Annotated in this window: 18 protein-coding genes and 6 pseudogenes; 16 read left to right on the top strand and 8 right to left on the bottom strand. The window is 61.0% G+C overall.

What is annotated here, in order from left to right; genetic code table 11:
- Positions 1-84: 84 nt before the first annotated feature.
- Both OMP38_RS19440 and infC read left to right on the top strand, forming a co-directional pair.
- Positions 85-1,107 carry an acyl-CoA dehydrogenase family protein gene (locus OMP38_RS19440; protein WP_277566560.1) on the top strand — a complete coding sequence of 341 codons (1,023 nt, stop codon included), beginning with the start codon at positions 85-87 and terminating at the stop codon, positions 1,105-1,107.
- Between the two features lie 28 nt (positions 1,108-1,135).
- Positions 1,136-1,627: a translation initiation factor IF-3 gene (gene infC, locus OMP38_RS19435; RefSeq protein WP_277566559.1), complete on the top strand. Its 492-nt coding sequence runs from the start codon at positions 1,136-1,138 to the stop codon at positions 1,625-1,627.
- A 235-nt stretch (positions 1,628-1,862) separates the two neighbouring features.
- Here the strand turns inward: infC and OMP38_RS19430 are convergent, their stop codons facing one another.
- Positions 1,863-2,396 carry a substrate-binding domain-containing protein gene (locus OMP38_RS19430; RefSeq protein ID WP_277566558.1) on the bottom strand — a complete coding sequence of 178 codons (534 nt, stop codon included), beginning with the start codon at positions 2,394-2,396 and terminating at the stop codon, positions 1,863-1,865.
- Between the two features lie 37 nt (positions 2,397-2,433).
- Positions 2,434-2,844: pseudogene (locus OMP38_RS36060) on the bottom strand (substrate-binding domain-containing protein); the annotation flags it as partial.
- Positions 2,845-3,363: 519 nt separating this feature from the next.
- Here OMP38_RS36060 and OMP38_RS19420 point away from each other — a divergent pair.
- The 4 genes and pseudogenes from OMP38_RS19420 (at position 3,364) to OMP38_RS36050 (ending at position 5,885) form a co-directional block, all read left to right on the top strand.
- The gene (locus OMP38_RS19420; protein ID WP_090118096.1) at positions 3,364-4,389 is read left to right on the top strand and encodes a sulfate ABC transporter substrate-binding protein; all 1,026 of its coding nucleotides are present in this window, start codon (positions 3,364-3,366) and stop codon (positions 4,387-4,389) included.
- Positions 4,390-4,451: 62 nt separating this feature from the next.
- Entirely contained in the window at positions 4,452-5,453 is a 1,002-nt protein-coding gene (locus tag OMP38_RS19415; protein WP_277566556.1) for a WG repeat-containing protein, read from the top strand.
- Positions 5,450-5,686: pseudogene (locus OMP38_RS36055) on the top strand (WG repeat-containing protein); the annotation flags it as partial. The gene OMP38_RS19415 and the pseudogene OMP38_RS36055, both read left to right, overlap by 4 nt.
- A gap of 16 nt (positions 5,687-5,702) precedes the next feature.
- A complete protein-coding gene (locus tag OMP38_RS36050) occupies positions 5,703-5,885 on the top strand; it encodes a WG repeat-containing protein (RefSeq protein ID WP_420869710.1) in 183 nt (60 codons plus the stop codon).
- A gap of 635 nt (positions 5,886-6,520) precedes the next feature.
- On the opposite strand, the gene OMP38_RS19405 is transcribed toward OMP38_RS36050, so the two are convergent.
- From OMP38_RS19405 to OMP38_RS19400, 4 genes and pseudogenes are all read right to left on the bottom strand, one after another.
- Complete coding sequence (locus tag OMP38_RS19405) at positions 6,521-6,997, bottom strand: copper amine oxidase N-terminal domain-containing protein (protein WP_277566554.1); 477 nt, start codon at positions 6,995-6,997, stop codon at positions 6,521-6,523.
- A gap of 117 nt (positions 6,998-7,114) precedes the next feature.
- A complete protein-coding gene (locus OMP38_RS34855) occupies positions 7,115-7,708 on the bottom strand; it encodes a DEAD/DEAH box helicase (RefSeq protein WP_338130590.1) in 594 nt (197 codons plus the stop codon).
- A gap of 6 nt (positions 7,709-7,714) precedes the next feature.
- Positions 7,715-8,083 (bottom strand): annotated as a pseudogene (locus OMP38_RS34850) (SNF2-related protein); the annotation flags it as partial.
- Between the two features lie 109 nt (positions 8,084-8,192).
- A pseudogene (locus OMP38_RS19400) lies at positions 8,193-10,337 on the bottom strand (SNF2 helicase associated domain-containing protein); the annotation flags it as partial.
- 418 nt (positions 10,338-10,755) lie between these two features.
- On the opposite strand from OMP38_RS19400, the pseudogene OMP38_RS36045 reads away from it, so the two are divergent.
- Together OMP38_RS36045 and OMP38_RS36040 are read left to right on the top strand one after the other, a co-directional pair.
- Positions 10,756-12,690 (top strand): annotated as a pseudogene (locus tag OMP38_RS36045) (glycosyl hydrolase family 95 catalytic domain-containing protein); the annotation flags it as partial.
- Entirely contained in the window at positions 12,679-12,918 is a 240-nt protein-coding gene (locus OMP38_RS36040) for a glycoside hydrolase family 95-like protein (RefSeq protein ID WP_420869709.1), read from the top strand. The pseudogene OMP38_RS36045 and the gene OMP38_RS36040, both read left to right, overlap by 12 nt.
- A 107-nt stretch (positions 12,919-13,025) precedes the next feature.
- Here OMP38_RS36040 and OMP38_RS19390 read toward each other — a convergent pair whose 3' ends face one another.
- Positions 13,026-13,328 carry a hypothetical protein gene (locus OMP38_RS19390; RefSeq protein WP_090118071.1) on the bottom strand — a complete coding sequence of 101 codons (303 nt, stop codon included), beginning with the start codon at positions 13,326-13,328 and terminating at the stop codon, positions 13,026-13,028.
- A gap of 235 nt (positions 13,329-13,563) precedes the next feature.
- On the opposite strand from OMP38_RS19390, the gene OMP38_RS34835 reads away from it, so the two are divergent.
- From OMP38_RS34835 to OMP38_RS19380, 3 genes are all read left to right on the top strand, one after another.
- A complete protein-coding gene (locus tag OMP38_RS34835; protein WP_338130547.1) occupies positions 13,564-14,142 on the top strand; it encodes a hypothetical protein in 579 nt (192 codons plus the stop codon).
- Entirely contained in the window at positions 14,096-15,427 is a 1,332-nt protein-coding gene (locus OMP38_RS19385) for an LTA synthase family protein (protein ID WP_338130588.1), read from the top strand. The genes OMP38_RS34835 and OMP38_RS19385 overlap by 47 nt, the downstream gene beginning before the upstream one ends.
- Positions 15,428-15,765: 338 nt before the next feature.
- Entirely contained in the window at positions 15,766-16,113 is a 348-nt protein-coding gene (locus tag OMP38_RS19380; RefSeq protein WP_477100077.1) for a phosphatase PAP2 family protein, read from the top strand.
- A gap of 111 nt (positions 16,114-16,224) precedes the next feature.
- On the opposite strand, the gene OMP38_RS19375 is transcribed toward OMP38_RS19380, so the two are convergent.
- On the bottom strand, positions 16,225-16,866 hold the full coding sequence (locus OMP38_RS19375; RefSeq protein WP_277566553.1) for a TetR/AcrR family transcriptional regulator: 642 nt from the start codon (positions 16,864-16,866) through the stop codon (positions 16,225-16,227).
- Between the two features lie 225 nt (positions 16,867-17,091).
- Here OMP38_RS19375 and OMP38_RS19370 point away from each other — a divergent pair, with 225 nt between their 5' ends.
- The 5 genes and pseudogenes from OMP38_RS19370 to OMP38_RS19350 all read left to right on the top strand — a co-directional run bounded on the left by OMP38_RS19370 (position 17,092) and on the right by OMP38_RS19350 (position 24,885).
- Positions 17,092-18,582 (top strand): DHA2 family efflux MFS transporter permease subunit, encoded by a 1,491-nt coding sequence (locus tag OMP38_RS19370; RefSeq protein ID WP_277566552.1) that lies wholly within the window; start codon positions 17,092-17,094, stop codon positions 18,580-18,582.
- Between the two features lie 460 nt (positions 18,583-19,042).
- The gene (locus tag OMP38_RS19365; protein ID WP_277566551.1) at positions 19,043-20,110 is read left to right on the top strand and encodes a LacI family DNA-binding transcriptional regulator; all 1,068 of its coding nucleotides are present in this window, start codon (positions 19,043-19,045) and stop codon (positions 20,108-20,110) included.
- A 49-nt stretch (positions 20,111-20,159) separates the two neighbouring features.
- Entirely contained in the window at positions 20,160-20,615 is a 456-nt protein-coding gene (locus OMP38_RS19360) for a VOC family protein (RefSeq protein WP_277566550.1), read from the top strand.
- A complete protein-coding gene (locus OMP38_RS19355) occupies positions 20,612-21,319 on the top strand; it encodes an SDR family NAD(P)-dependent oxidoreductase (RefSeq protein ID WP_277566549.1) in 708 nt (235 codons plus the stop codon). The genes OMP38_RS19360 and OMP38_RS19355 overlap by 4 nt, the downstream gene beginning before the upstream one ends.
- Before the next feature lie 361 nt (positions 21,320-21,680).
- Positions 21,681-24,885: pseudogene (locus tag OMP38_RS19350) on the top strand (efflux RND transporter permease subunit).
- Positions 24,886-24,900: the final 15 nt, after the last annotated feature.

The following is a 24,900-nucleotide window of genomic DNA, read 5'->3' as shown; positions in this document are numbered from 1 at the left end:
TGGGGGGGAACGGGCAAGGGAATATCGGAGGCGCTGCTGGCGCACGTTCGAGAGGCTGCGGCAGCTACCGAACGCGCCGGCAGTTTGTCGCCGGATATCCTGGAGCGGATCTACGAGGAGCGCCTGTTCAAGCTGTTCGTGCCGGATGAGCTGGGCGGACGCATGACGCCGCTGCCGGATGCCGCGCGTATTTTCGAGCAGGCAGCCTATGCTGACGGCAGCTTCGGCTGGCTGGTGACGATCGGCTCGGGCGGCGGCTTTTTCGCGGCGACGCTGCCGGCGGAGACGGCCGAGACATTGTTCATAGACCGGCGCGCGGTCATTGCGGGCAGCGGCCATCCGACGGGCATCGCGACGGCAGTGCCGGGCGGCTACCAGGTGAACGGCAGTTGGAAATATTGCAGCGGGTCCGGGTATGCCAGCTTTTACACCGCGAATTGTATCGTGGAGCGGGGCGGCGAAGCGGGCGGTGATAACGACGGTCCTGATAATGATCGCGCGCCTGAAATTCGTTCGTTCGCCTTCCTGCCCGATCAAGTGGAGATCGTCCGGGACTGGAACGCGATGGGGCTCCAAGCGACGGAAAGTCATACGATCCGCGTCGCGAGTGCGTTCGTGCCGGAAGCGCGGACCTTCGATATCGCGTCCGAGCCGCGTTACGACGATCCGATTTACCGCTATCCGTTTTTGCCGTTCGCGCAGGTTTCGTTTGCGGCGGTCGTTCTTGGGCTGGGACGGCGATTCCTTGATGAGGCCGCCGCGCTCGCGGACGCGAAGCGGGGCGAGTGGGACCGCGCTTATGAGGGCAGGCACGGGGAGGTTTCAGATGCGATCGCGGGGCAGCGACTGCTGCTGGATGCGGCTTCCGACCGGTTTTATCGGGAGACCGAGTCATCTTGGCGGACGTTTGCCGACATGCGCGTGTTGTCGGAAGAGGCGGCGAGTCGAGTTAGCAGCGCCTGCGTCGATGTCGCGCGATCGGCGGTGGCGGCCGCGCATGCGGTATGGCCAATGCTGGGCATGACCGCGCTGATGCAGCGGGAGACGGTCAATCGCGCGTGGCGCGATCTGCATACGGCCGCGCAGCACGGCGTGCTGAATATGTAGCTTTGCAGACGGAAAGGGGAGAGGCGGCATGCTGCTGATGAACGAAAAAATAAAAGCCTCCGAGGTTGCGCTGACTGGGCTGCGCGGAGAGGATTTAGGAATCGTCGGACGGGAGGAAGCGCTCGCGATGGCAAGAGAAGCGAAGGTGGACCTCGTCTGCACTTCGCTCCTCAGCAGCCCGCCGCCGTGCAAGCTCGTCGCGCGTGGCGCCGCCAAGCAGACGGACGCGCAAGAAAAGAAGGCGGAGCGCATCCAGGGCGGCGCGGTCAAGACCAAAGAACTTCGGCTGACCGCGCACATCGAGGAGCACGACTACGAGACCAAGCTGCGCCAGGCGGAGAAGCTGCTGACCTCGGGGCACGCCGTGCAGCTCACGGTCAAGCTGGCAGGCGCCAAAGAAGGCGAGCGCGCCAAGGCGCTCATCGATCGCATGCTGAAGGAGCTTGCGCCGCACGGCACGCGAGAGACCGGGATCCAAGTCAGCGGCAAACAGGCCGCCGTGAAGGTGAATCCGGCCTGAGCGCCGGAGTGTCAGCAGAGCGCCGGGAGTTTGGTGGAGTGATGGGAGATCTGCGATGGCGCCCGTAGCCGCGCGAAAGTCCCGATCGCCTTCTCTACAGAAGGCGACCGGTTCGCTCGCTCCAGCAACCCCCATAAAAAAACGAACAACGCTCCTCCTCGAGGAGCGTTGTTCGCTTTGCGCGGCTCGGGATGCGATGTCCTATATTACCTGCACCTCGCGTCCCGCCGCCCGCTTATTTCCCCGTCAGCTGGTCGAACAAGCCGCCGTCGGCGAACTGGGTACTGTTGAGCTCCTCCCAGCCCGAGAGGTTGTCGTCGACCGTGAGGACGGTCGTCTCGGGGAACTGCGAGGCGAACTGCTCGGCGATGGACGCGAACCGCGGGCGGTAATAGTGCTCCGCGGCGATCTGCTGCGCCGGCTCGGTGAACAGGAAGTCCGCGTAGCCGTTGGCCGCTTCGCGCGTGCCCGCTTCGGTCGCGTTTTTGTCGACGACGGACACGATCGGCTCGACGGCGAGCGTGACGGGCGGCACGACGACTTCGATCTTGCCCTGCGCTTCGCCGACGGCCAAGGCCAGCGCCCGCGCTTCCGTCGTAAGCCAGACATCGCCGTCTCCGCCGAGGAAACGCGCCTGCGCAGCCGCTTCGTCGGCATCCAGCGCGCCCGCGTTCGCGTACACGCTCTTTACGAACGTCTTGGCGGCTTCCTCGTCGGCCGCTTGGTCGAAGGCGTACGCCCAAGCCCCCCGCATACGTCCACCTGGCATCGCTGTACGTCTTCGGATCCGCCGCCACGAGCTTGACGCCCGGCGCGGCGATGTCGTCCCAAGTCTTGATGCCTTTCGGATTGCCGGTTCGAACGGCGAACGCCACTGTGGTGTAAAAGGGAGAGCTGTTGTAGTCGTAGCGCTGCTGCCAGCCTTCCTCGACCAACCCTGCGGCCTGGATCGCATCGATGTCGGTGCCGACGCCGAGCACGGCCAGGTCGGCCTTGAGCGTACCGCCGTTCACGGCGTCTTTCTCCACGGAAGAAGGACCGGTCGTTTGCTTGATCGACACGTCTTGCCCGGTCTTGGACTTCCAGTCGCCAGCGAACGCGTCGTTCAATGCGGCGAACAACGACTCCGTCCCGTCCGGCGAGACGCCGCTGAGCGTGAGCGCCTTGCTGTAGTCCGAGCTGGCGGACGGCGAGGCGTCCCCAGCCGCCGCATCCATCGGCTTGCCGTCCCCCGAAGCGCAGGCGGACAGGGCCAACGCAGACGAGATCAGCATCGCGGCGGTTAGGACAGGAAGCTTTCTATTTCTTTTCATCATCGGTATGACGCCCCTTCAAGCCCTTATTAGTAATTCCAATAGGAAAAATAGGTTTAACGGAGCGATTGTAGCAACTTCGGCTGAAAAGTGTCAATAGATAATTGTAAAATAAAGTTTATAAAACCTAGTTGACAGGTTGGAATAATGAATTGTATGATCGATCCAAGAAATGGATTCACCTACCGGACGACCGGAGGCCCGATATGCATTTCTCCGCCGCAGACCGAGAACGCCGATAGGCGTCAGGCTGCATCCCTTGATCATGCTAGCTGGCCGCTCATGCCGCCGCATCGCGGATCAACAGGGGACGAGGACGAAAGGACGCCAATTCGGGTACTTCATCCTCGTGCGGAGAAGCGGATCGCGGCCTCTTTGTTTTCCGATAAAAAAACCAAATGGGGACAAAGGGAGAATGCAAAGATGAAAAGAAGCCTGCAAATCGCCATGTTCGTAATTCTGGCGTTCGCGCTGACGACTTCCAGCGCGTTCGCGGCCGTATCGAAGAAGAACGAAAAGAAAAGCATCACCCTGCTGAACGTATCCTACGATCCGACCCGCGAGCTTTACGTGGACTACAATGCGGCATTCGCGAAGTACTGGAAAAAGAAAACCGGCCAAAGCGTCACCGTCAAGCAATCCCACGGCGGCTCCGGCGCCCAGGCCCGCTCCGTCATCGACGGCCTCGAAGCCGACGTCGTCACGCTGGCGTTGGAATACGACGTCTCCGCAATCGAACAGAAGGGCCTGATCAGCAAAGGCTGGCAGAGCCGTTTGGCCAACAACAGCGCACCGTACAAGTCGACGATCGTCTTCCTCGTGCGCAAGGGCAATCCGAAGGGCATCAAGGACTGGGACGATCTCGTGAAAAACGACGTGAAGGTCATCACGCCGAATCCGAAGACGTCCGGCGGCGCGCGTTGGAACTACCTCGCGGCCTGGGCTTACGCGCTCAAGCATAACAACAACAGCGACGACAAAGCCAAGGCTTTCGTCAAAGATCTTTTCACGCACGTTCCCGTACTCGACACCGGCGCGCGCGGCTCGACGACGACGTTCGTAGAGAAGGGCATCGGCGACGTGCTCCTCGCGTGGGAGAACGAAGCGTTTCTCGCGAAAAAGGAGTACGGCGACAAGTTCGAGATCGTCACGCCGTCGCTCAGCATTCTCGCCGAACCGACCGTAGCCGTCGTTACCAAAAACGTGCAAAAGCACGATACGCGCCAAGTCGCTACCGCCTATCTGGACTACCTGTATACGGAGGAAGGCCAACGCATCGCGGCCCGCAACTTCTACCGCCCGATCAATCCGAAGGTCGCGCTCGAGTATTCGAAGCAATTCCCGAAGCTCAATCTGGTCACGATCAAGGACTTCGGCGGATGGGATAAGGCGCAGAAGACGCACTTCTCGGACGGCGGCACGTTCGACCAGATCTATCTGAAGAAATAAGCCGGCGCGACAGCGTTCACGCTCGACATGCAGTCATCTTCCAATATGAAGGGGTAACCGAGATGTTCTATAGCCGCAGCATCCAACAACGTATCGCCAAAACCGCGCTCGCCGTCGCCATCGGCGCGCAAGCGCTCGCCTTCGCTGCCGTGCCGGGCGCCTACGCGGCGCCTGCCGCGAAGCCTTATGTGTCGGTGGACGGCACGAGCCAGCAATCCCTCTGGGCGCCCGTCACGAAAAACGGCGCGACGTACGGACCGCTCGCTGGCGTCTCCGCCGCTCTGGGCGCAGCGGGCAAGTACGATGCCAAGACGAACACGATCTCGATCAAAAAAGGCAACCGCCTGATCATTCTTCAGCCCGAGTCGAAGACGGCGAAGGTGAACGGCGCGAAAAGCGCGATCGTCGCGGCGCCGATCCTCATCGGGGGCGTGCCTTACGTGCCGCTTCGGTTCGTCGCCGAATCGCTCGGCGCTTCGCTCTCGTGGAACGCATCGACCGGCGCCTATGAAGTGAACACGCGGCTGCATCCGTTCACCAAGGACGGCAACACGTCGTTCGTTAACGTCTACGGGGAATCCGTGATCGGCGCTACCTACGGCATCGCGAGCGCGTTCAGCGGCGGCCTGTCGGTGCTGCAGCAAGGCGACGCGTTCGGTTACGAGGATCGCAGCGGCAAGATCGCGATTCCGGTGCAATACAGCAGCGCGTACGACTTCTCCGACGGTTTGGCGCTCGTCACTTCGAAGGACGGCACGCAGAGCTACATCGACAAGTCCGGCAAAGTGGTGCTGAACCCGGCTTACGACGAGCTGTTCGACTTCTCCGAAGGATTGGCCGCGGTTCGCAGCGGCGACAGCTTCGGCTATATCGACAAGACGGGCAAGCTCGTCATTCCCGCGCAGTACGAGGACGCCTTCTACTTCAGCGGCGGTCTCGCGGCCGTGCAGATCGACGGCAGCTACGGCTTTATCGACAAGACGGGCAAGCTGGTCATTCCGGCAAAGTACCAGTCGGTATCGGACTTCAAGGGGGGGGGCTGGCGCTCGCTTCAACGCTCGTGAGCGCGGAGACTGACGGCGTCGAGCAATCGACCGGCGTATTCGGCTACCTGAACGCGAAGGGCGAATGGGCGATTCCCGCGCAATACGAGGAAGGCTACGCCTTCAGCGACGGGCTCGCGGCGGTCGTTAAAGACGGCGCCGTTCAATTCATCGACAAGACCGGCAAGACGGTATTGGAGACGGACTACGACGACGTCGGCGACTTCAGCGAAGGTCTGGCGGCGTTCGAGCAGGACGGCAAGTACGGCTATATTAACAAAAAAGGGCGCTGTCGTCATCGAGCCGACCTTCGATCAGGCGGATGCCTTCAAAGACGGATTGGCGTACGCCATCAAGGGCGAATGGGAAGGCTTGATCAACGCGAAGGGCGCGTTCGTCGTGAAGAAGGCTTATGTAGTGCCCGTAGAAACTGAGGGAGCTGCGGCCAAGTAATGTTTAAGAAAAGTCTCATTCCAGGCGAATTCATTTCGCGGGATGAGGCTTTTTTAATATTGGCGAACCAGGCTGGGGCTGCTTTCTCAGGGCTTGAAAATCGAGCCTTCGAAACGGCGGCTTCGCTCGTTGCGGGAGACTGCCGGAGGGAGGAGGTCGGCCGCGTTACTTTAAGATTGTGCGCGATCTCCCATGCGAGACGCTGCAGATCGTCCAACGACTCGGCGATCCGGGCCGCGGCGATGGCGGCGTCGGCGAGCGGTTTGGCGCTCGGCGGCATTCCGGCACCGCTTGGTACGCCCTCCGCCATTTTGCGCGCGCAAATTTGCATGTGAAGGGCGGCGGCCCGGATGAAACCGGCCATCGCCTCTTCCTGACACGTGACGGCTTGCCGCAACGTCTCTTCGAGGAGCGACCGCAGCTCTTGGCTTCGCGTTTCTGTCGTCATGCCGACACCTGCTTTCCCTCGCCGTGCCTAATGGACGCGACTGTGCTTGTTTGAGCCTATGAGGAACGCCCCTTCCTATAGAACCCATCAACGTCGAGCAATCTTGCTACGGCCCGCGCGCATGACAAACGGGCACCCGCAGGGGTGCCCGTCTTTAACTTCATTAATGTTTAATCGAATTCATCTTTTACATCGTCATCTGCACGATCTTCTTCACGTTGTCGTACGAGACGACCTTCCAGCCCAGCAGCGTGCCCATGTCGCGAAGCGGGACGACGACGCGTCCGCTCTTGACGGTCAGCTTGGCCGCGAGCGTTTTTTCTTCGCCGTTGTACATGTACTTGTTCGAGCCGATCGTGAACGTGTACGTATCCTTGTTGTTGCTCTTTTTCATGTAAATTGTCTTCTTGCCGTTGTAGTTGATGCGCGCGCCGGACTTGTCGGCGATGACCGCGAACGGCACGAACGTGACGCCGTTCTCGATGTAAGGCGTCGTGTCGAGCGTCTCGACGCCGTCGTCGATGCCGATGTTGTGGTTGCCGACCTGGAACCACAGCTTCGACGGCATCGGCGTTTCTTCCGCGTATGCGGCGGCACCCGTAGCGGACATCGCGATGGCGGCGCCGAGCACCAGCGCGGCTGTTTTCTTCATGGACTTTTTCATGAAAGATCACTCCTTAGTAGGATGATATGTAATACGCCAGAGGTACTGGCGAATATTTCATGAATTTTATACCCCGAAGTTTTAATTTGCAATCAATACGGGACAACAAATATTGGATTAAATGTTCAGCAGCTCGCGAATCTCGTCTTCTGTCATAGCGGAGAGGCTCTCTTCGCCCGGTTGGATGACCTCGGCGATGAGGTCGCGCTTGCGCTGCTGCAGCTCGACCATCTTTTCCTCGATGGTTCCTTCCGCGACGAGCTTGATGACCTGCACGACGTTTTTCTGCCCGATCCGGTGCGCCCGGTCAGCCGCCTGCTGCTCGACTGCCGGATTCCACCACAGGTCGTACAGGATGACCGTATCGGCGCCGGTCAGATTCAGGCCCGTGCCGCCCGCGCGCAGCGAGATCAGGAAGATATCGTGCTCGCCCTCGTTGAACCGGGCGCACAGCTCGACGCGTTCCGCCGCGGGCGTCTGGCCGTCCAGGTAGAAGTAGGGCAGACCGCGCAGCGACAGCTCGTCGCGGATGATCGCGAGCATGGACGTGAACTGGGAAAACAGCAGAATTCGCTTGCCCGCGTCCAGCGCGTCCCCTAAGATCTCAAGCAGCTGGTCCAGCTTGCCGGAGCTGCCTTCGTAGCCTTCGACGAACAGCGCCGGATGGCAGCAGAGCTGCCGAAGCCGCGTGAGGCCGGCCAGAATCCGCATGCGGCTCTTCTGGAAGCCCTCGTGTTCGAGCTGCTGAAGCGTCTCGGTTTGGAGTCTGGACAAATAAGCGACGTACAGCTTCTTTTGATCGTCGGTCAGCTCCGAATGCTGCAGCGTCTCGATCTTGTCGGGCAGCTCCTTCAGCACGTCGCGCTTCATCCGGCGCAGCAGGAAGGGACGCACGCGCTTCGCCACGAGCTCGCGGGAGAGCGAGGCGAATTCCCGCCGGCTGCCGAACAGCTCGGGGAAGACGGCGTCGTACAGCGACCACAGCTCGTCGAGCGAATTTTCGATCGGCGTGCCGGTGAGCGCGAAGCGAATGCCCGCCTGGATGCGTCCCACGGCCTGCGCGGTCTGGGTCGCATGGTTCTTGATCGCCTGCGCTTCGTCGAGGAAAAGGCAGTAGAACTTCAGCTCCCCCGTACAGCTCCATGTCGCGGCGCAGCAGCGGATAGGAGGTGATCACGACGTCGGCGTCCTCCATGCCGGATAGCGTGTCGGCGCGCTCGTGCTTGTCGCCGGCGGCCATGCGGACCCGGAGACCGGGCGCGAAGCGAGAGAGCTCGTGCTTCCAGTTGAAGATGAGCGAAGCCGGCGACACGATCAGCGCGGGACGCCCGGAGGCGCGGATCTCGTCTGCGACGGACGCGATAAAGGCGATCCCTTGGAGCGTCTTGCCGAGGCCCATGTCGTCCGCGAGCACGCCGCCGAACCGGTAGTGCGCGAGCGTGCGCATCCACTGGTAGCCGAATTTTTGATAGTCGCGGAGCGTTGCCTTCAAGCCGTCCGGAATCGGGAAATCGAGATTGTCCGGATTGCGCATGTTGTCGAGCAGCTCGCGCAGCGCCCGCGTGAGCCTGACGCTGCCGCCGCGAACGTCGGCGTCCATGAGCGGCAGGCCTCGCACGGCTGCGAGATCGAGCCGCGAGCCCTTGATCTCGGATTTGCGGATGCCCATCTCGTCCATGAGCCGGGAGATCTCGGCATAGCTGGCGTCCTCAAGCGATAGTAGGCCGCCGCCGGACAGGCGGTAATAAGGCTTCTTTTCGACCAGATTGCGCAGGATGTCGCGGATCTCGTCGTCGTCGATGCCCTCGACGTCGAAGCGCACCTCCAGCCAGGAGGCGTGCGCGTCGTAGTCGATCGTCATGCGCGGCGCAGGAGGCAGGTCCTGGATGAGCCGCCGCATCGGCGCCGTCGCGTTGACCTGGACGAGCCGCTCGAGCTCGGGCAGCAGCCGGTATTGGAATCGGTAGATCTGATCTTCTTCTTCCAGATACAGCTCGCTGCCGTTGTACTTGAACGAAGCGCGCTCGATCAAGGCCATGATCCGATGCTCGGTGTCGACGTCGCGCACGAGGATGGCGTCATTGTCGATGGCGTCGCGCCGCAGCGGGCTGTCCGCCTGCAGGGCATTGATCTCCTTGTCGCCGTAACGGTAAGTGAGCCGGGCGAGCAGCCTGCCGTTCAGCCAGTCGAGGTCGAGCCGCGCGGCGAGCGGCGGACTGACGATGCGGTCCGCGATCGGCTGCGCGATGTCCACCCGTCCGATCCGCTTGAGGGAGGGGACGACGCGGTCCAGGAAAGACTCCATCTGGGCGGGCGCGATCAGCGCTTGCTTGGCCGGCTTGTAGGCGAACATCCGCTTGAGCTCTTCGAGACGCCGGATCGCCGCGTCGCCGGTGCGATGGAGCGTTCCGTCCGCAAGAATAAAACCGTAATTTTCCAGAATGACGAGCTTTTCGAGGCCGCGGATGTCTAGCCGGTAGCCTTCGAGGTCTTCGGCGCTGTCCAACTCGAAGACGAGGGGCAGCGGCTCCTCGGTCACGGCGACGGCGTCGGCGGTCCGCATGCCGTACTCGAAGCGGACGTTCGCGCGAGCGAACAGCGGCAGCAGGTCCTCCCAGGCGAGGGGCGGCAAGATGAGCAGCCGGTCCATCGCGAAGGCCATGCCGCCGGGAGCCGCGCGGAAGGCGTCGCGATAAGCGGCCTCGCTGCGCGCGACGACGATGAGCTTGTCGACGATCGCGCGGTCCTCGGGCTTGAAGACGTGAACGGCGGGATCGTAGACGAAGTGCTTGGCGAAGACACACGATTGCCCGAGCTCGATCCGTTCGAGGAACTCCTTGAGCTTCGGCACGACATACAACCGCTTCGGGCCGACCTTCATCTCGATCGCGAGCAGCGGAGAGCGGGTATTCTCCGTTACGGCCTTGCAGATGAACTCGACGTCGAGCGGGACGATCTCGCCGGCCTCGGTCCCGCTATCTTCGACCGCGTCAGCCGCTCCGGCGGGGCCGTCGAAGAGCGAGATCAATCCTTTTGTAAAGAGCAGGTCGCGAGTCGGGATCAGCGCTTCCCGCTTGACCGAAGGCGCCGCGGGAAAAGGGCGTTCCTCCGGCTCGGGCGCCCGCTCTTCGTGGAGATGGATCAGCGCGGCGGCGATATGCTCGCAGTAATATTGCGAATGCGCGGCCGAGCAATCGCAGCGGGCGTCGACGATGCCGGAGTCGCCCAGGTCGATGCGCACGCTACGGCGCCCTTCGGCGCCCCATACGTACGCTTCGTACCGGCGTTCGTCCTTTTGCTCGTCGGCGGCCAGCGCCTTGCCCGCTTTATCCAGCTTCATGCCGCGCTCGTAAGCGGTTTGCCCGCACAGCAGCTTGATCTGCTGGAGGGACGGGTGATAAATCATGCGTAAGCTTCCTTCCCCGCGGCAGCGCGCGCGAATGGTAATATTTCATTATACCACAGCCCCGATCGCTTTTAGACGATGCCCATACCCCCCTCTGCATGCTATACTGTGAAGAAAACGTTTTTATGGCAAGAGAACCTTATCCTATAGCTTTGGCGAAGCGGTTCGCTTCGTAAGTTGTCAGCTGCGTTAACGATCAAGTGTATTAAATGTCAGCCTTATTAAAGGGCAATTGAAGGAGAATCGGACATGAACCGCAACGGATATACATTGACAAGGCCGGCGGCACGCTGGGAGGAAGGCATGCTGTGCGGCAACGGCACGATCGGGGCGATCGTGATGGGGGGAAGCCGCATCGGAGCGAATCGTTTTGGCTCACGAGCGGCTGGTCGTGCCCTTCAATCAGGGGATCGAGCCGATCGGGATGGCGCCTCGTCTGCCGGCCATCCGCGAGCTCATCGCGGCGGGGCGCGAGGCGGAGGCCTGCAACACGATCGTGGACCTGTACCGGCAGGAGCATGACGGCGACGACAGGCTCGTATGGACCGAGCCCTTCTTTCCAGCGGCGGAGCTGCGCATCGCGACCGAGCTCGCGGACGGCTGCGCCGGTTACCGCCGCTCGCTCGATTTTGAGAACGGCGAAGCGAGCGTCCAGTTCGACGACGGCGACCGTGCATTGGCAAGACGCGTCTTTGCATCGAGAACCGCGCAAGCCTGCGTCATTCAGCTGGAATCGGGCGGGCTGGCGGCCAATTATGAATTGTCGTTGGGCGAGCCGCTCTATACGGAAGCGGATGCCGAGTTTTATCGGTCCCATTTCTACGCCGAACCTGAATTCGTCGCGCATGCCAGCGACGCGCGGCAGGCTGTCGTCCGCATCCGGGAGTTCGCGGGGACCGGCGCCGGCTATGCGACCGTAGCGATCGTGGCGGCCTGCGACGGCGAGGTGTCGTTCGCTGATGCGAAGGTAGCGATCAGAGCGGCCAAGACGGCTCTGATCCTGGTATCTCTGGTCGTCATCGACGATCTGGCAGCGTTCTCCGCCGCGCATGAAGCCAGCCGGCTGTCCGCGCTGCCCGCCGCCTACGAGCGGTTGCTGCGCGAGCATGCGTCGGTCCACCAAGAGCGCTATTCGCGAATCTCGCTGCAGCTGCAGGATGACGCGCTGCCCGCAGACGACGAGGCGCTATGGGCGGCGGGCAGGCAAAGCGGCAGCGCGCCGGCTTCGTTCATGGAGAAAATTTTTAACGCCGGGCGTTACGAGATCTTATCCAGCTGCGGCGGGCTGCCGCCGAACCTGCAAGGGGTATGGGCCGGCGTCTACCCCGTTCCGTGGAGCAGCGATTACACGCAGAACGGCAACGTGCAGACCGCGATATCCGGCCTCTTGCCGTCGGGGGACTTCGAGAGCCTGCTGAGCTACTTCGATTACCAGGAAGCAAATCTGGCGCATTACCGCGAGAACAGCAGGAGGCTCTTCGGCTGCCGGGGCATTCATATACCTTCCCGTACGAGCGCCGGCGGCTACGACATCCACTTCAGCACGGCTTATCCGATGCTGTTCTGGACGGCGGGAGCGGCTTGGGCCGCTCATTTTTACTATGACTACTGGCTCTATACGGGAGATGACGAATTCTTCAGGACACGCGCGCTGCCGTTTATGAAGGAGGCGGCTTTGTTTTACGAGGACTTCCTGATTCCGGATGCGGACGGCCGCTGGCTGTTCATCCCTTCCTATTCGCCGGAAAACACGCCTATGCATCGGGAAAGTTCGGCAACGGTCAATGCGACGATGGACATCGCGGTCGCCAAGGCGCTGTTCACGAATCTGATCGTCGGCTGCCGAACGCTCGGGCTAGAGGACGAACCGGTCGAAAAATGGGAGGACATGCTGGCGAAAATGCCGGCCTATCAGGTCAATGAAGACGGAGCGCTTAAGGAATGGGCGGCGCCGCAATACGCGGACAATTACGATCATCGCCATGCCTCGCAGCTGTACATGCTCTATTACGACATTCCCGAAGAGATCCGGCGCGACCGCGCTTTGTATGAAGCGTGCGAGACGACATACCGGCTGAAGCGGGAGCGGAAAAAGAACGAGCAGGGCACGATGGCTTTCGGGCTCGTGCAAATGGGGATGGCCGCCGCGCATCTGCAGGACGCGGAGATGGTGGAGACGATGCTGCAGTCGATGGCGAACAACAACTATTACGCCACCTTCGCATCCTCTCACGATTACGGACCGTCGCTATTCAACGCCGATATCAGCGGAGGCGTGCCTGCCCTGATTCTCGAAGCGATCGCCCAGTCCAGTCCGGTGACGGATCCGCAAGGCCGGATCGAGCGCTACGATCTTCGCCTGCTGCCTGCGCTGCCGGCAAGTCTGCACGGAGGCGAACTCCAAGGCTTGCGGTTGAGAGGCGGCTTCAGCCTGGATATCAGCTGGCGGAACGGCGTTGTCGAAGCGTACGTCGTGCACAACCCTTTTGATCGAAAGTATCGGATCGTTCATTAAGGGAAGTAATCGCCTAGTTGTTAAACTTCATTTCCAATGCGCAAAAGCCCTCGCGCCGTATCTGGCGGAGGGCTTTTTGCGAGCGGATTTACAGTATCGGGACGGCGTCAGGCCTTTTCCCTGAGGCCCACGATATGAACGAGCTGCGGCGTCGACACGACCTTGATGACATGATGCGCCTTGTCGTACTCGACGCTGCCGGAGCCAGCGCTTGCAGACTTCTCCGCGCCCAACACGTAGAAGAGATCGTCGGCCAGCGTGCGGATGCACACGTCCTTTTCCGCCTGGGTCAAGTCCGCCCACTCCTGCGCCTCCATCTCGAACGTATCGTAGCAGTCCGGGATGGTCGCCAGCGCCTCGGAGAGCTCATCCAGAATCTCGTCGTAGGGTCTTGTATACCGAATGGCCATGTTCGCTCACTTCCTTTCGTATGTCCACATTATAGCTTATTTTTACCAAGCGCGAAGCGTGCGGCAGGCCCGATTCCGTCGGCGGCTGGCAATTGCATGCATCGCTTTATTTGAAGGCGGCAAAGGACTATAATGATGAAGTTGATTTTGGTTGGTCCGGTTAACTTGCAGTTTACATTAATCGGCCTCTTAGGCGAGCGTTTTACATTTAAATAGAGGGACGGTCTTGTATTCTATGATGGCATGGCAACGGGTGCGGTTTTGGCTTACGAAGCCGTTTGTGCTTTTTTCCCTCCTGATGATTCTGAAGATGTACCTGGCGGGGTACGTCATCTTCGAGGGCTGGCGGCTGTGGCTGCCGCTCGCGACGGGGCTGCCGTCCGTGTGGGTCGTCTTCTGCCTGATCGAACTGCTCGCGCCCAGGCGCAAGCTCGGCTTGTATTTGACGGCGAACGGCGTTCTGACGTCGGTCTATTTTGCCGTGATTATGTATTATAAATATTTTGGCGTCATCGTCACCTATCACGCGCTTCAGCAGGTCAACCAGGTGACCGAGGTCAAGGGGGAGCGTCTTCTCGCTGCTCCATCCGTATTTTCTGCTCATCTATACGGACTTCGTCGCGCTGCTGCTCCTGCTGTGCCTGAGCAAGTCGTTCCGCGCCTGGGGACGCGGGCTCAAGGTGCGCGAACGGCGCAGCGTGCTGTCCGTCATCGGCGTGCTGGCGCTGGCCGCATGCATCTTCACCGTCTGGCCCTACCGGCACAGCATGAACGAGGTCGTGCAGGCGGAGAAAATGGGAATTATCAACTATGAAGTCTATGCTGCGTTCGCGCCTTCCAAGGACGAGCACGTCGACGTCTCGGGCATGACGCAGTCGCAGATCGACCAGCTTAAAGGCTACACGCCGCCGTCCGGCACGCCGCTCTATTGGGGCAAGGCGAGCGGGAAAAACGTGCTGGTCGTCCAGATGGAGGCGCTGCAGAACTTCCTGATCGGCAAGTCCGTGGACGGTCAGGTTATCACGCCGAACCTGAACGCGCTGGTCGGAGACAGCCTGTACTTCGACCGATTCTACCAGCAGGTCGGCCAGGGCAATACGGCGGACGCCGAATTCGTCGTGAACACGTCGATGTTCGTGCCGAGCCACGGCGCGGCTTCGCAGGAGTACGCGGGCAAGGAGTTGCCGAGCATGCCGCGTTTGTTCGGCGCGAACGGGTACGATACCGCGACGTTCCATACGAACGACGCCGTGTTCTGGAACCGTACCGAATTGTATCCGGCGCTCGGCTGGCAGACGTATTACGACAAAAAGCTGTTCGGCGACGAAGACACGGTCATGTTCGGCGCCTCCGACGAAGTGCTGTACGCCAAGTCCACCGCGAAGCTGGCGGAGATGGCGGCGAGCGGCAAGCCGTTCTACGCGCAGCTGATCTCCATGTCCGGCCATCATCCGTACAAGATTCCGTCCCGCAAGTACAAGATGGAGCTGCCGGACCGCTTCAAGGGCACGCTCGTCGGCGACTACATCCGCGCGCAGAACTACGCGGACTTCGCCCTCGGCGGGCTGATCGCCGATCTGAAGGCGCGCGGGTTGTGGGACGACACGACGATCGTGCTGTACGGCGACCATCAGGGTCTGCCGATCTACTCGCTGACGGCCGGCGAGAAGAAGCTCATGAAGGAGCTGCTCGGCCGCGATTACGTGCTGACCGACATGCTTAATATTCCGCTGCTCGTCAAGCTGCCTGCAGGGGCGGCGGAGCACCGCACGGTCGGCACGCTGGGCGGGCAATCCGATATTTTCCCGACGATCGCGAATCTCGCGGGCCTGTCGATGTCCGATCATCTTCATTTTGGCCAAGATCTGCTTAATTCAACCGGGAATATGCTGCCGGAACGCTATTATTTGCCGACGGGCTCCTATATCGACGACAGCGGCATGTTCATCTCCGGCACGGGCTTCGAGGACGGGCGCACGCTCGGCTTCCAGGACGGCGGAGAGACGCCGGGCGGCGACAGCCGCGCCAACTATGACAACGCGATGAAGCTGCTCAGCATGTCCGACGGGTACGTGCGATCCCTGCCGGACCGCAAATAGCCGTCCCGAGGAGGGGATCTGCATGAAAACAATTCGGATGGCGTCCTTCAAGCGGTTCGCGCCGCTGCTCGCCATGCTCGTATTCCCGGTGCTTGGCATGATTTACGCGGCCGTGAACCGGGGGGGCGGACACGTCTGGCAGCTGGTAACGCCGCTCGACCGCGCGGTTCCGTTCGTCTCATGGTTCGCCGTGCCGTATTCCGTATGGATCGTTTATATCTACGCGTGCGTGCTGTTCTTTTTTCGTCAAGGACGTCCGAACGTTCTATCGCGCCATCGCGACATATACGATCTGCGCGCTCGTTTGCTACCTCGTCTACAGCGTCTTTCAGACGACCGTGCCCCGACCGGATCTTGTCGGGCACGATCCGCTGACTCGTCTTGTCGCTTATATTTATCATCGGGATCAGCCGTTCAATTGCTTTCCGAGCATTCACTGCTTCTCGAGCTACATGGTGTTCCGCATGCTGGCAAGCAGCAGCTTCAAGACCCGCCGCAGCCTGACGCTGGTCGGCATCGGCTCCGGACTGATCATCCTGTCGACGCAGTTCATCAAGCAGCACGTCCTGCTCGATCTCGTCGCCGCGATCGCGCTCGTCGAGCTGGCGCTGCCCGCGGTCATGCTGGCCGAGCGCTGGCTCGCCAGAGAAGTGCCGGTGGCGGAGCGTTCGTATTATAGCTCTTAAGGAAAAAGCTGCATCCCCGTCGTCGCGACGGAGATGCAGCTTTTTTGTATGGCGATGGCGTTGTGGCGCAGATGCGCTTATCTGCGGCGCGAAACCGCGGCGCATCGCCCGCTACCGCGCGAACAGCTCGCAGTAATATCGCGTGATCTGCTCCCGGTCCAAGCCCATCCCTTCGCGCATGTGAATGATGCCGGCGGGGTTCAGAGAGCTGAGGAGAATATGCGCTTTGGCGGATGCGCGTTGCCAAGCCGCGTCGCGTTCCTCCCGGCCCGCCGCCTTCGCCTCCTGAGCGGGAGCTGCGCTAGCATCGTATCCCGGCTCCAGCTCGGCGTACAGGCCGGTCAGCTTATCCCAGACCAGGCGGTACATCGGCGAGCGAAAGAAGGCGGACTCGTCCTCGCAGTCATGGACCGTGTGGATCGGCAGCAGCAGCTGAAATTTTTCGTCGATGAACTGAATAATGTATTGAAGCACGCCGCCGATCCGCTCGGAGGCGGGCAAGTCTTTGTTGGTCAGTAGAAAAGCCTCCAGCTGCTTCACCGTATCCATGCCGACCTGCTCGGCGATCGCCGCGCACAGATCTCCCTTATGGGCATAACAGCGGTAGAGCGTGCCTTGCCCGACCCCGGCCGTCTTGGCGATCTGATGCATGCTGACCGTCTGGACGCCTTGCTCCGCGAACAGCTTCTTCGCGGCCTGCAGGATCAGGCGGCAATTCTCGGCGGCGTCGCTGCGCTTGCGTGGCTTGATCATCGAGGGACGCTCCTTCCAATGATTAGAATTTCGCGTTGACAAACGGACAATTGTCCGGTAACATGGCAATGAAAAGCGGACATCTGTCCGCTTAAAGAAGCCGCGGCCCTTTATGGCCTTGAATGAATCTATTGTAACGTTGAAGCCAAGCGGCGGTCAACGGCGCGATAGGTCGAAGAGAGGCGCGGGGGCGAGCGGCGACTCAAGGGAGAGTGGAGCGCTACAATGCAAGCCAATGCTGCATCGCCAGGTCAGCCGACATCCATTCGGGATGTATTCGCGCCGCTGATCGCCATCATCGTCGGCATTTTCATGGTCATCCTGGACGGGACCGCCGTGAACGTCGCCCTGCCACAGCTGATGGTCGAGTTCAAACAAAACAGCCTGTCGCTCGTCCAATGGACGGTCACCGGCTACGCGCTGGCGCAAGCCGCCGTCATTCCGCTCGCGGGCTGGCTGTCCGACCGCTTCGGCGCGAAGCGGGTGTTCCTGATCGCGATCGGTTTGTTCACGATCGGATCGATCCTGTGCGCGCTGTCCAATTCGGTCGAGATGCTCATCGCTTTCCGCATCCTTCAAGGTCTCGGCGGTGGCGTCGTGAGCCCGATCGCCATGGCGTTTATCTACAGGCTGTCGCCTCCGGGCAAAGTCGGGCAGGTCATGGGCATGCTAGGCATCCCGATTCTGCTCGCGCCTGCGCTCGGCCCGGTCATCGCCGGCTGGCTCGTCGAATACGCGAGCTGGGAATGGATTTTCCTGCTTAACCTGCCGATCGGCGTCATCGGCATTCTGCTCGGCATCCGCACGCTGCCGAAGATGGATCGCCAATCCGTCGCTTCGCTCGATATGCTGGGCATCATCCTGGCGCCGATCGCGTTCGCCGCGCTCGTGTACGGCGTGTCGGAGGGCGGCAAGACGGTGGCCACGGGCAACAACTGGACGGCGTCAACGACGCTGACCGGCATCGGCATCGGCGTTGTCGCGCTTATCCTGTTCATCATCGTCGAGCTCAGGCGTCGCGATCCGCTGCTCGAACTGCGGGTATTTCGCTCCAGCACGTTCACCCGCGGCATCATCGTCCAGTGGGTATCGCAGATCGCTTTGTTCGGCACGATGTTCCTCGTCCCGATCTTCCTGCAGCAGGCTAAGGGATACTCGCCTTTCGAGACCGGCTTGATCATGATTCCCCAAGCGCTCGCCTCTGCGATCATGATGCCGATCGGCGGCAAGCTGAGCGACAAGTTCGGCGCCCGCCCGCTCGTGCTCGCAGGCATGATCGTCACGACGGCGTCCGCCTTCCTGCTGTCCGGCATCTCCGCAGACGCCGGCGTGAGCGCGATTATCCTGCCGCTGGCTTTGCTCGGCGCCGGAATGGGATTGTTCATGATGCCGCTCAATACGTACCTGATCCAATCCGCTCCGCAAAATCTCGTCGGCCGCGTGACCTCGCTCACGAACGCCGCGCAGCAGGTCATGATGTCGTTCGCGGTAGCAGGTCTCACGACGCTGTCCGCATCGCGAATGAAGGATATTATGGTCGACAAGCAACTGCAGGCACCCGATCTGCACACGTACGCGGATGCGTTCGGCTTTACATTCCTCGTGCTGACGGGCGTCGCCGTCGTGGGCCTCGTGCTCGGCGTGCTGCTCTCCAAGCCGAAAAACCCGCTGCCCGAAGGGGAAGCCGGAGCCGAGATGCACATGATCGTCGGCTAACGCGCGTCCGTCCGCGTTCGCGCGCGGACGGACTCCGTCCCAATTGGACGACCCCCGCAGGGTACCTGCGGGGGTCTGATTTGTATTGCTATGCTATTGAACTTGCCATACAAGCGAAACCGCGCAATTCTTCCTGTAAATCACATGCACGAAAGCAACGAAAGCCCTGCCTCTCAGTCGTTCTTGCGGCTCCGATGACCGCGCCAGTCTTGAATTCGTGTCCTTCCAGCAGCCTTGGTAAAAAGGAATGATGTGGAAACGGGAGGGGGGTCGACCCCTATTGAGAGGAAAAATAAGAGGGTTAACACTTGTCTAATATATTATAATACATGAAGGCAATATATATTGTCAATGTCGAGACGGCAAGCAGGGGATTGACCGCGAATTGCGGATTCGTTAGAATAACAATGTAAACACGCGTTTACAACCCCGGATTGGCGTTCTAAAAGGATGGCTATACATGAAGAAAACGGAAATCAACTCGGTCGAGATCGCAAGGCTTGCCGGCGTGTCCCGAAGCACGGTCAGCCGCGTCATCAACAACTACGCCAACGTGCCGCCCGAGACGCGCAGGAAGGTCATGGAGGTCATCGACGCCTACCATTACGTGCCGAACCTGTCGGCGCAGGTGCTCGCGGGCAAGGGCACGAGGACGATCGGCCTGTTCGTCATCGAAGCCGGCCGCGTATCGGGCGACATGCTCACGAACCTGCTGCTGGCGAGCGTCGTCGAGCATGCGTCCGCGCGCGGTTACTACGTGCTGACCTATATTATCCGCAGCACGTCCGACGCGGACAACGTGCGGGGCGTCAAGGACGCTTTTTACCAGCGGCGCGTGGACGGGGGCATCTTCATCGGCGCGGCCAACGAGGAGCCCCTCATCGAGGAGCTGATCGGGGAAGGCTTTGCGATCGGCGTCGTGGACCAGCACTTGCCCGACAGGAACGAAGGCAACCGGATCGTCGCCAACTTCGACAATGCCTATGGCATGAGCTTGGCGGTCGGCTATCTCTCCGAGCTGGGTCATCGCGATATCGGCATCGTGAACGGCGACATGAACCGCTACTCCGGCATCGACAAGTACAACGGCTTCCTGCAAGCGATGCGCGAGCACGGCTTGGAGGTGCGCGAGCCTTGGGTGCGGCCGGGATCCTTCCACGAAGAGGCCGGCTACCAGGCGGCGCGCAAGCTGCTGGAAGAAGAGAAGCGGCTGCCCACGGCGATGATCATGGCCAACGACAGCATAGCGTTCGGCGCGATCCGGGCCTTTCAGGAGGCGGGCATGTCGGTGCCTGCGGACATGTCCGTCATCGGCTTCGACGATCACGCGCTGAGCGCCAGGTACAAGCCGGCGTTGACGACGGTGGCGATCGATTTCGGCGAGATGATGCGCAGCCTGACGGACTACGTGATCGGCCATATCGAAGGCGCCGAAGGCACGGCGATTCGTTACATGTCTAGATCCAAGCTTATTCGGCGGGAGTCCTGCCGTCCGATCGGTCAATCGTCAATCAGAGACACAGAATAAGTGGCAGAAATTAGGCGGCAGAAAACAAGTGACAGAGGAGCGATTGAACGTGGAGAAAAACTTGCTGGGCAACAAAACGATTACGCAAATCGGTCTGGTCGTCCGCGACATCGAGAAAACCTCGCAAGCGTACGCCGACTTCTTCGGCGTCGACAAGCCCCACTGGTTCTGGACGGACGCGCCCGAGGTCGCGCGCACCGAGTACGGCGGACAGCCCTCGCAGGCGCGGGCGAAGCTGGCGTTTTTCGACATGGGCTCGCTGCAGCTCGAGCTCATCGAACCCGACGAGCACCCGAGCACCTGGCGCGAGTCGCTCGAGCGCGACGGCGAGGGCTTTCACCATATCGCCTTCGTCATCGAAGGCATGCAGCAAAAAGTCGAGCTGCTCGGCCGCCACGGCCACAAGCTGCTGCAGAAGGGCGAGTACACGGGCGGGCGCTATGCCTATATGGATACGTCGTCCGAGCTGAAGCTGCTGGTCGAGCTGCTGGAGAACGATCGATGAACCTGCTTATCACGGGAGCTGCGCGCGGCCTCGGATACGAGCTTGCCAAGCTCGCGGCGGCCCGCGGCCATGCGGTGGCGGCCTGCGTGCGCGACGCCGGCCGCGCGGGAGACGGTCTTGCGGAGCTCGCCGAACGCTATCCGGGTCTCGTCCGCATCGAGACGCTCGACGTATCGGAGGAGTCGCAGGCGCGGGCGCTCGCCGCGAAGCTTCGCGACGAAGGCTTCGTCTTGGATGCGCTCGTGAACAACGCGGGCATCCTGCTGGGCCGAAGCGGCGGCATCGCCTCCCTGGAGATGGACGATCTGAAGCGTACGTTCGAAGTGAATCTTTACGGCCCTTTGATCGTGGCCAAGCATCTGACGCCGCTCATGCGAGAGAGCATGTCGGGTGCGGAGATCGTCGTGCATGTCGCCTCGGATGCAGGCAGCTTTGCGGGAGCGTACGGCGGAGACTACCCTTATGCGCTGTCCAAGATCGCGCTGTCGATGTTCACGAAGCAGTTGAACGAAGAGCTGAAGCCTAGAGGCATCCGGGCGCTCGCCGTTCATCCCGGCTGGATGCGCACGGACATGGGCGGACAGGCGGCGCCGCTGTCCCCGGCGGAGAGCGCGCTCGGCATTATCGACCTCGTCGAGGGTACGACCGAAGTGCCGGCCGAGACTTGGTTCGTCGATTATACGGGCAGGGCTATGCCGGTTTGACCGCCTTACGACAATATACAGGATGGACGCGCTTTTCCGGGGATCGGCTGCCGGCGGAGCGCGTCTTTTTGTCGAGCGGGCCAGGAAGGTCGGATCCATATCACGTCGCGTTAAATCTGAAACGGCTTTGCCGAAGACGGCGTATACAAAGGTGTCGGCCATCGACTTGAACGATTGTTCGAATGGAATTGAATGCGGATTTATTATCTAGCGATGGAAGTAAGAATAACGTGGTTCACTGGCGCTAATTGACATTTGAACGGTCGTTCGATAGGATGGCAGAAGAAGCGTGCGGACGCGGCGTTGCGATCCTAACGCCATGCTCGTGTCGGCGGTTAAAGAGATCAAAGGAGCGGAGTGCATGAGGAGTATTATCGGGTTTTCGCTGAAAAACAAATTCGCCGTCTGGATGATCACCATTATCGTTCTCGTGGCCGGGTTGTATTCCGGTCTGAACATGAAGCAGGAGAGCCTGCCCAACCTGTCGTTTCCGTATTTAAGCGTCACGACGGTCCTGCCGGGCGCAGCCCCGCAAGGCGTCATCGAGCAAGTGACGGAGCCGCTGGAGCAGCGCCTGCAGAGCGTCGAGAACGTGAAGAACGTGACGTCGACGTCGATGTCGAACGTATCCAACATCAATCTCGAATTCGACTTTGGCCAAAATATGGACAAGGCGATGAGCGACGTCCGCGAAGCGATCGCGGCGGCGAAGCTGCCCGAAGGCGCGCAGACGCCGACGATCTCCAAGTTCTCGATCAATACGTTCCCGGTCATGTCGCTCAGCGCATCGGGCGAGGGCAGCCTGGAGGACCTGACGAAGATCGTGAGCGAAGTCGTGAAGCCGGCGCTCGAGGATATCCCGGGCGTGGCGTCCGTGCAGATCTCGGGCCAATCGGTCAAAGAGGTCAAGCTGGCCTTCGACCAAGCCAAGCTCGCGCAGTTCGGCATGACCGAAGCTTCGGTCGAGCAGATGATCCAGGCGTCCGCGGTCGAAGTGCCGCTGGGCATTTTCACCATGGGCAAGTCGGAAAAATCGATCCTCGTCGACGGCGGCATCGTCACGTTGGACGACCTGAAAAACCTCGCGATCCCCGCGGTGCCCGCATCGGCCGGCTCGGGCGCATCGGGAGCCGGACAAGGCGGCGCTGCGGCAGGCGGTGATGGCGCTAACGGCGCTGCCGGAGGCGCAGTCGGCAACGGCGCGGCAGGCAACGGCGCGGCAGGCGCAGGCAACGGAGCCGGCGCGGCGGCGGGCATCCCGACCGTCAAGCTGAGCGATCTCGCCAGCGTAGAGCTCGTATCCCAATCCGAATCGGTATCCCGCACCAACGGCAAGGACTCGATCGGCATCCAGATCGTCAAGTCGAATGACGCCAACACGGTCGATGTCGTCAACGCCGTCAAGGACAAGGCCGAAGAACTGAAGGCAGACCATCCGGATCTGTCGCTGACGACGCTGCTCGACCAGGGCAAGCCGATCGAAAAATCGGTCGAGACGATGCTGAACAAGGCGCTGTTCGGCGCGCTGTTCGCGGTCATCATCATCCTGCTTTTCCTGCGCAACATCCGCACTACGCTGATCTCCATTTTGTCGATCCCGCTGTCGCTCATCATCGGCGTGCTGCTGCTCAAGCAGTTCGACATCACGCTTAACATCATGACGCTGGGCGCGATGACGGTCGCGATCGGCCGGGTCGTGGACGACTCGATCGTCGTCATTGAAAATATATACAGGCGGATGTCGCTTACGGGCGAAAAACTAAGAGGCAAGGAACTCGTGCTGGAGGCGACGCGCGAGATGTTCATGCCGATCATGTCGTCGACGATCGTCACGATCGCCGTCTTCTTGCCGCTCGGTACCGTCAGCGGTATGGTCGGTCAGCTGTTCCTGCCCTTCGCGCTTACGATCGTATTCGCCCTGCTCGCCTCGCTGCTCGTGGCGATTACCGTCGTGCCGATGCTGGCGCACACGTTGTTCAAGAACGGCGTGAAGCCGGGCAAAGGGCATGGCCACGAGGACAAGCCCGGCAAGATGGCGCTGGGCTACCGCCGGATTCTGTCCGCCGCGCTGCGCCACAAGGTGATCACGGTCGTCATTTCGGTCGTTATCCTCGTCGCGAGCCTGTTCCTGATCCCGGTCATCGGCGCGAGCTTCCTCCCCGAAGAGGAAGAGAAGTACACGATGATCACCTATTCGCCGGAACCGGGCGCCTTGCTGTCCGACGTCGAGGCGCGCGCGCTCAAGGTGGAAGAGGCGCTGCTCAAGGATTCGGATATCACGAACATGCAGTATTCGATCGGTGGCAGCAACCCGCTGTCGCCCGGACCATCCAAGAGCGGTCTGTTCTACCTGCAGTTCAAAAACGAGACGAAGCATTTCGCCGACAAAAAGGAGAAGCTCGTCGCAGACCTGCAGGCGCTTGTGCCTGAAGGAACGTGGTCGGAGATGGACTTCTCCGGCGGCGTCGGCGGCAGCACGTTCAGCATGAGCATCTACGGCGACGACCTGACGGCTGTCGGTACGGCGGCGAATCAAGTCGCCGAGCTGATGAAGAAAGACAGCAATTTCAAGAAGGTCGATACGAGCTTGTCCAAGACGTACGAACAGTATACGCTCGCGGCGAATCAGCAAAAGCTGAGCCAATACGGCCTGACGGCCGGCCAAGTCGCGATGGCGCTTATGCCGAAGCAGCAGTCCCAAGCGCTGGCCCGGATCCAAGAGGACGGCAAGAAGTACGACGTCTTCGTGGAAAAGGAAACGGCGACCTACGGCGGCATCGAGGATATCGGCAACGTCAAGCTGCAATCGCCGCTCGGCATTCAAGTGCCGATCAAGGACGTCGTCGACGTCCAGGAAGGCACGGCGCCGAATTCGATCGCGCGGGAGAACGGGCGTCTGGTCGCGACGGTAAGCGCCGAGATCACGGCGTCCAACGTCGCCAAGGCTTCGTCCGACTTGCAAGACAAAGTCGACGAGCTGAAGCTGCCTGAAGGCGTCGAGATCAGTTACGGCGGCGTCACCGAGCAGATCAACGAGACGTTCACGCAGCTCGGATTGGCCATGGCCGCGGCGATCGCGATCGTTTACCTGGTGCTCGTGCTGACGTTCGGCGGCGGTCTGGCGCCGTTCGCGATCATGTTCTCGCTGCCGTTCGCCATCATCGGCGGCCTGGTCGCGCTCTGGCTGACGGGGGGAGACGCTCAGCGTATCCGCGCTCATGGGCGCGCTCATGCTGATCGGCATCGTCGTCACCAACGCGATCGTCCTGATCGACCGGGTCATTCACAAAGAGCAGGAAGGCCTCTCCACAAGGGAAGCGATCCTGGAAGCGGCGGGCACGCGTCTGCGCCCGATCCTCATGACGGCGCTCGCCACGATCGGCGCGCTGCTGCCGCTCGCGTTCGGCTTCGAGAGCGCGGGCATCATCTCCAAGGGGCTTGGCGTCACCGTCATCGGCGGCCTGGTCAGCTCCACGTTGCTCACGCTGCTGATCGTGCCGATCGCTTACGAGACGCTGATGAAGCTGCGCGCGAAGCTGAGCCGCAAGTCCAAGCCGAGCGTTTAAGGTTGAAGCTAGCTT

Source organism: Cohnella ginsengisoli (assembly GCF_029525555.1).
Lineage (GTDB): Bacteria > Bacillota > Bacilli > Paenibacillales > Paenibacillaceae > Cohnella > Cohnella ginsengisoli.
Note: the sequence above shows the minus strand (reverse complement) of the source record. Positions and strands in the feature narration are given on the sequence as shown.

Coding starts and splice junctions, on each gene's coding strand:
- infC (WP_277566559.1), top strand. CDS start 1,136: ATGCTGCTGATGAACGAAAAAATAAAAGCCTCCGAGGTTGCGCTGACT.
- OMP38_RS19430 (WP_277566558.1), bottom strand. CDS start 2,396: ATGCCAGGTGGACGTATGCGGGGGGCTTGGGCGTACGCCTTCGACCAA.
- OMP38_RS19420 (WP_090118096.1), top strand. CDS start 3,364: ATGAAAAGAAGCCTGCAAATCGCCATGTTCGTAATTCTGGCGTTCGCG.
- OMP38_RS19415 (WP_277566556.1), top strand. CDS start 4,452: ATGTTCTATAGCCGCAGCATCCAACAACGTATCGCCAAAACCGCGCTC.
- OMP38_RS19405 (WP_277566554.1), bottom strand. CDS start 6,997: ATGAAAAAGTCCATGAAGAAAACAGCCGCGCTGGTGCTCGGCGCCGCC.
- OMP38_RS34855 (WP_338130590.1), bottom strand. CDS start 7,708: ATGCGGATTCTGGCCGGCCTCACGCGGCTTCGGCAGCTCTGCTGCCAT.
- OMP38_RS19390 (WP_090118071.1), bottom strand. CDS start 13,328: ATGGCCATTCGGTATACAAGACCCTACGACGAGATTCTGGATGAGCTC.
- OMP38_RS34835 (WP_338130547.1), top strand. CDS start 13,564: ATGATGGCATGGCAACGGGTGCGGTTTTGGCTTACGAAGCCGTTTGTG.
- OMP38_RS19385 (WP_338130588.1), top strand. CDS start 14,096: ATGAACGAGGTCGTGCAGGCGGAGAAAATGGGAATTATCAACTATGAA.
- OMP38_RS19375 (WP_277566553.1), bottom strand. CDS start 16,866: ATGATCAAGCCACGCAAGCGCAGCGACGCCGCCGAGAATTGCCGCCTG.
- OMP38_RS19370 (WP_277566552.1), top strand. CDS start 17,092: ATGCAAGCCAATGCTGCATCGCCAGGTCAGCCGACATCCATTCGGGAT.
- OMP38_RS19365 (WP_277566551.1), top strand. CDS start 19,043: ATGAAGAAAACGGAAATCAACTCGGTCGAGATCGCAAGGCTTGCCGGC.
- OMP38_RS19355 (WP_277566549.1), top strand. CDS start 20,612: ATGAACCTGCTTATCACGGGAGCTGCGCGCGGCCTCGGATACGAGCTT.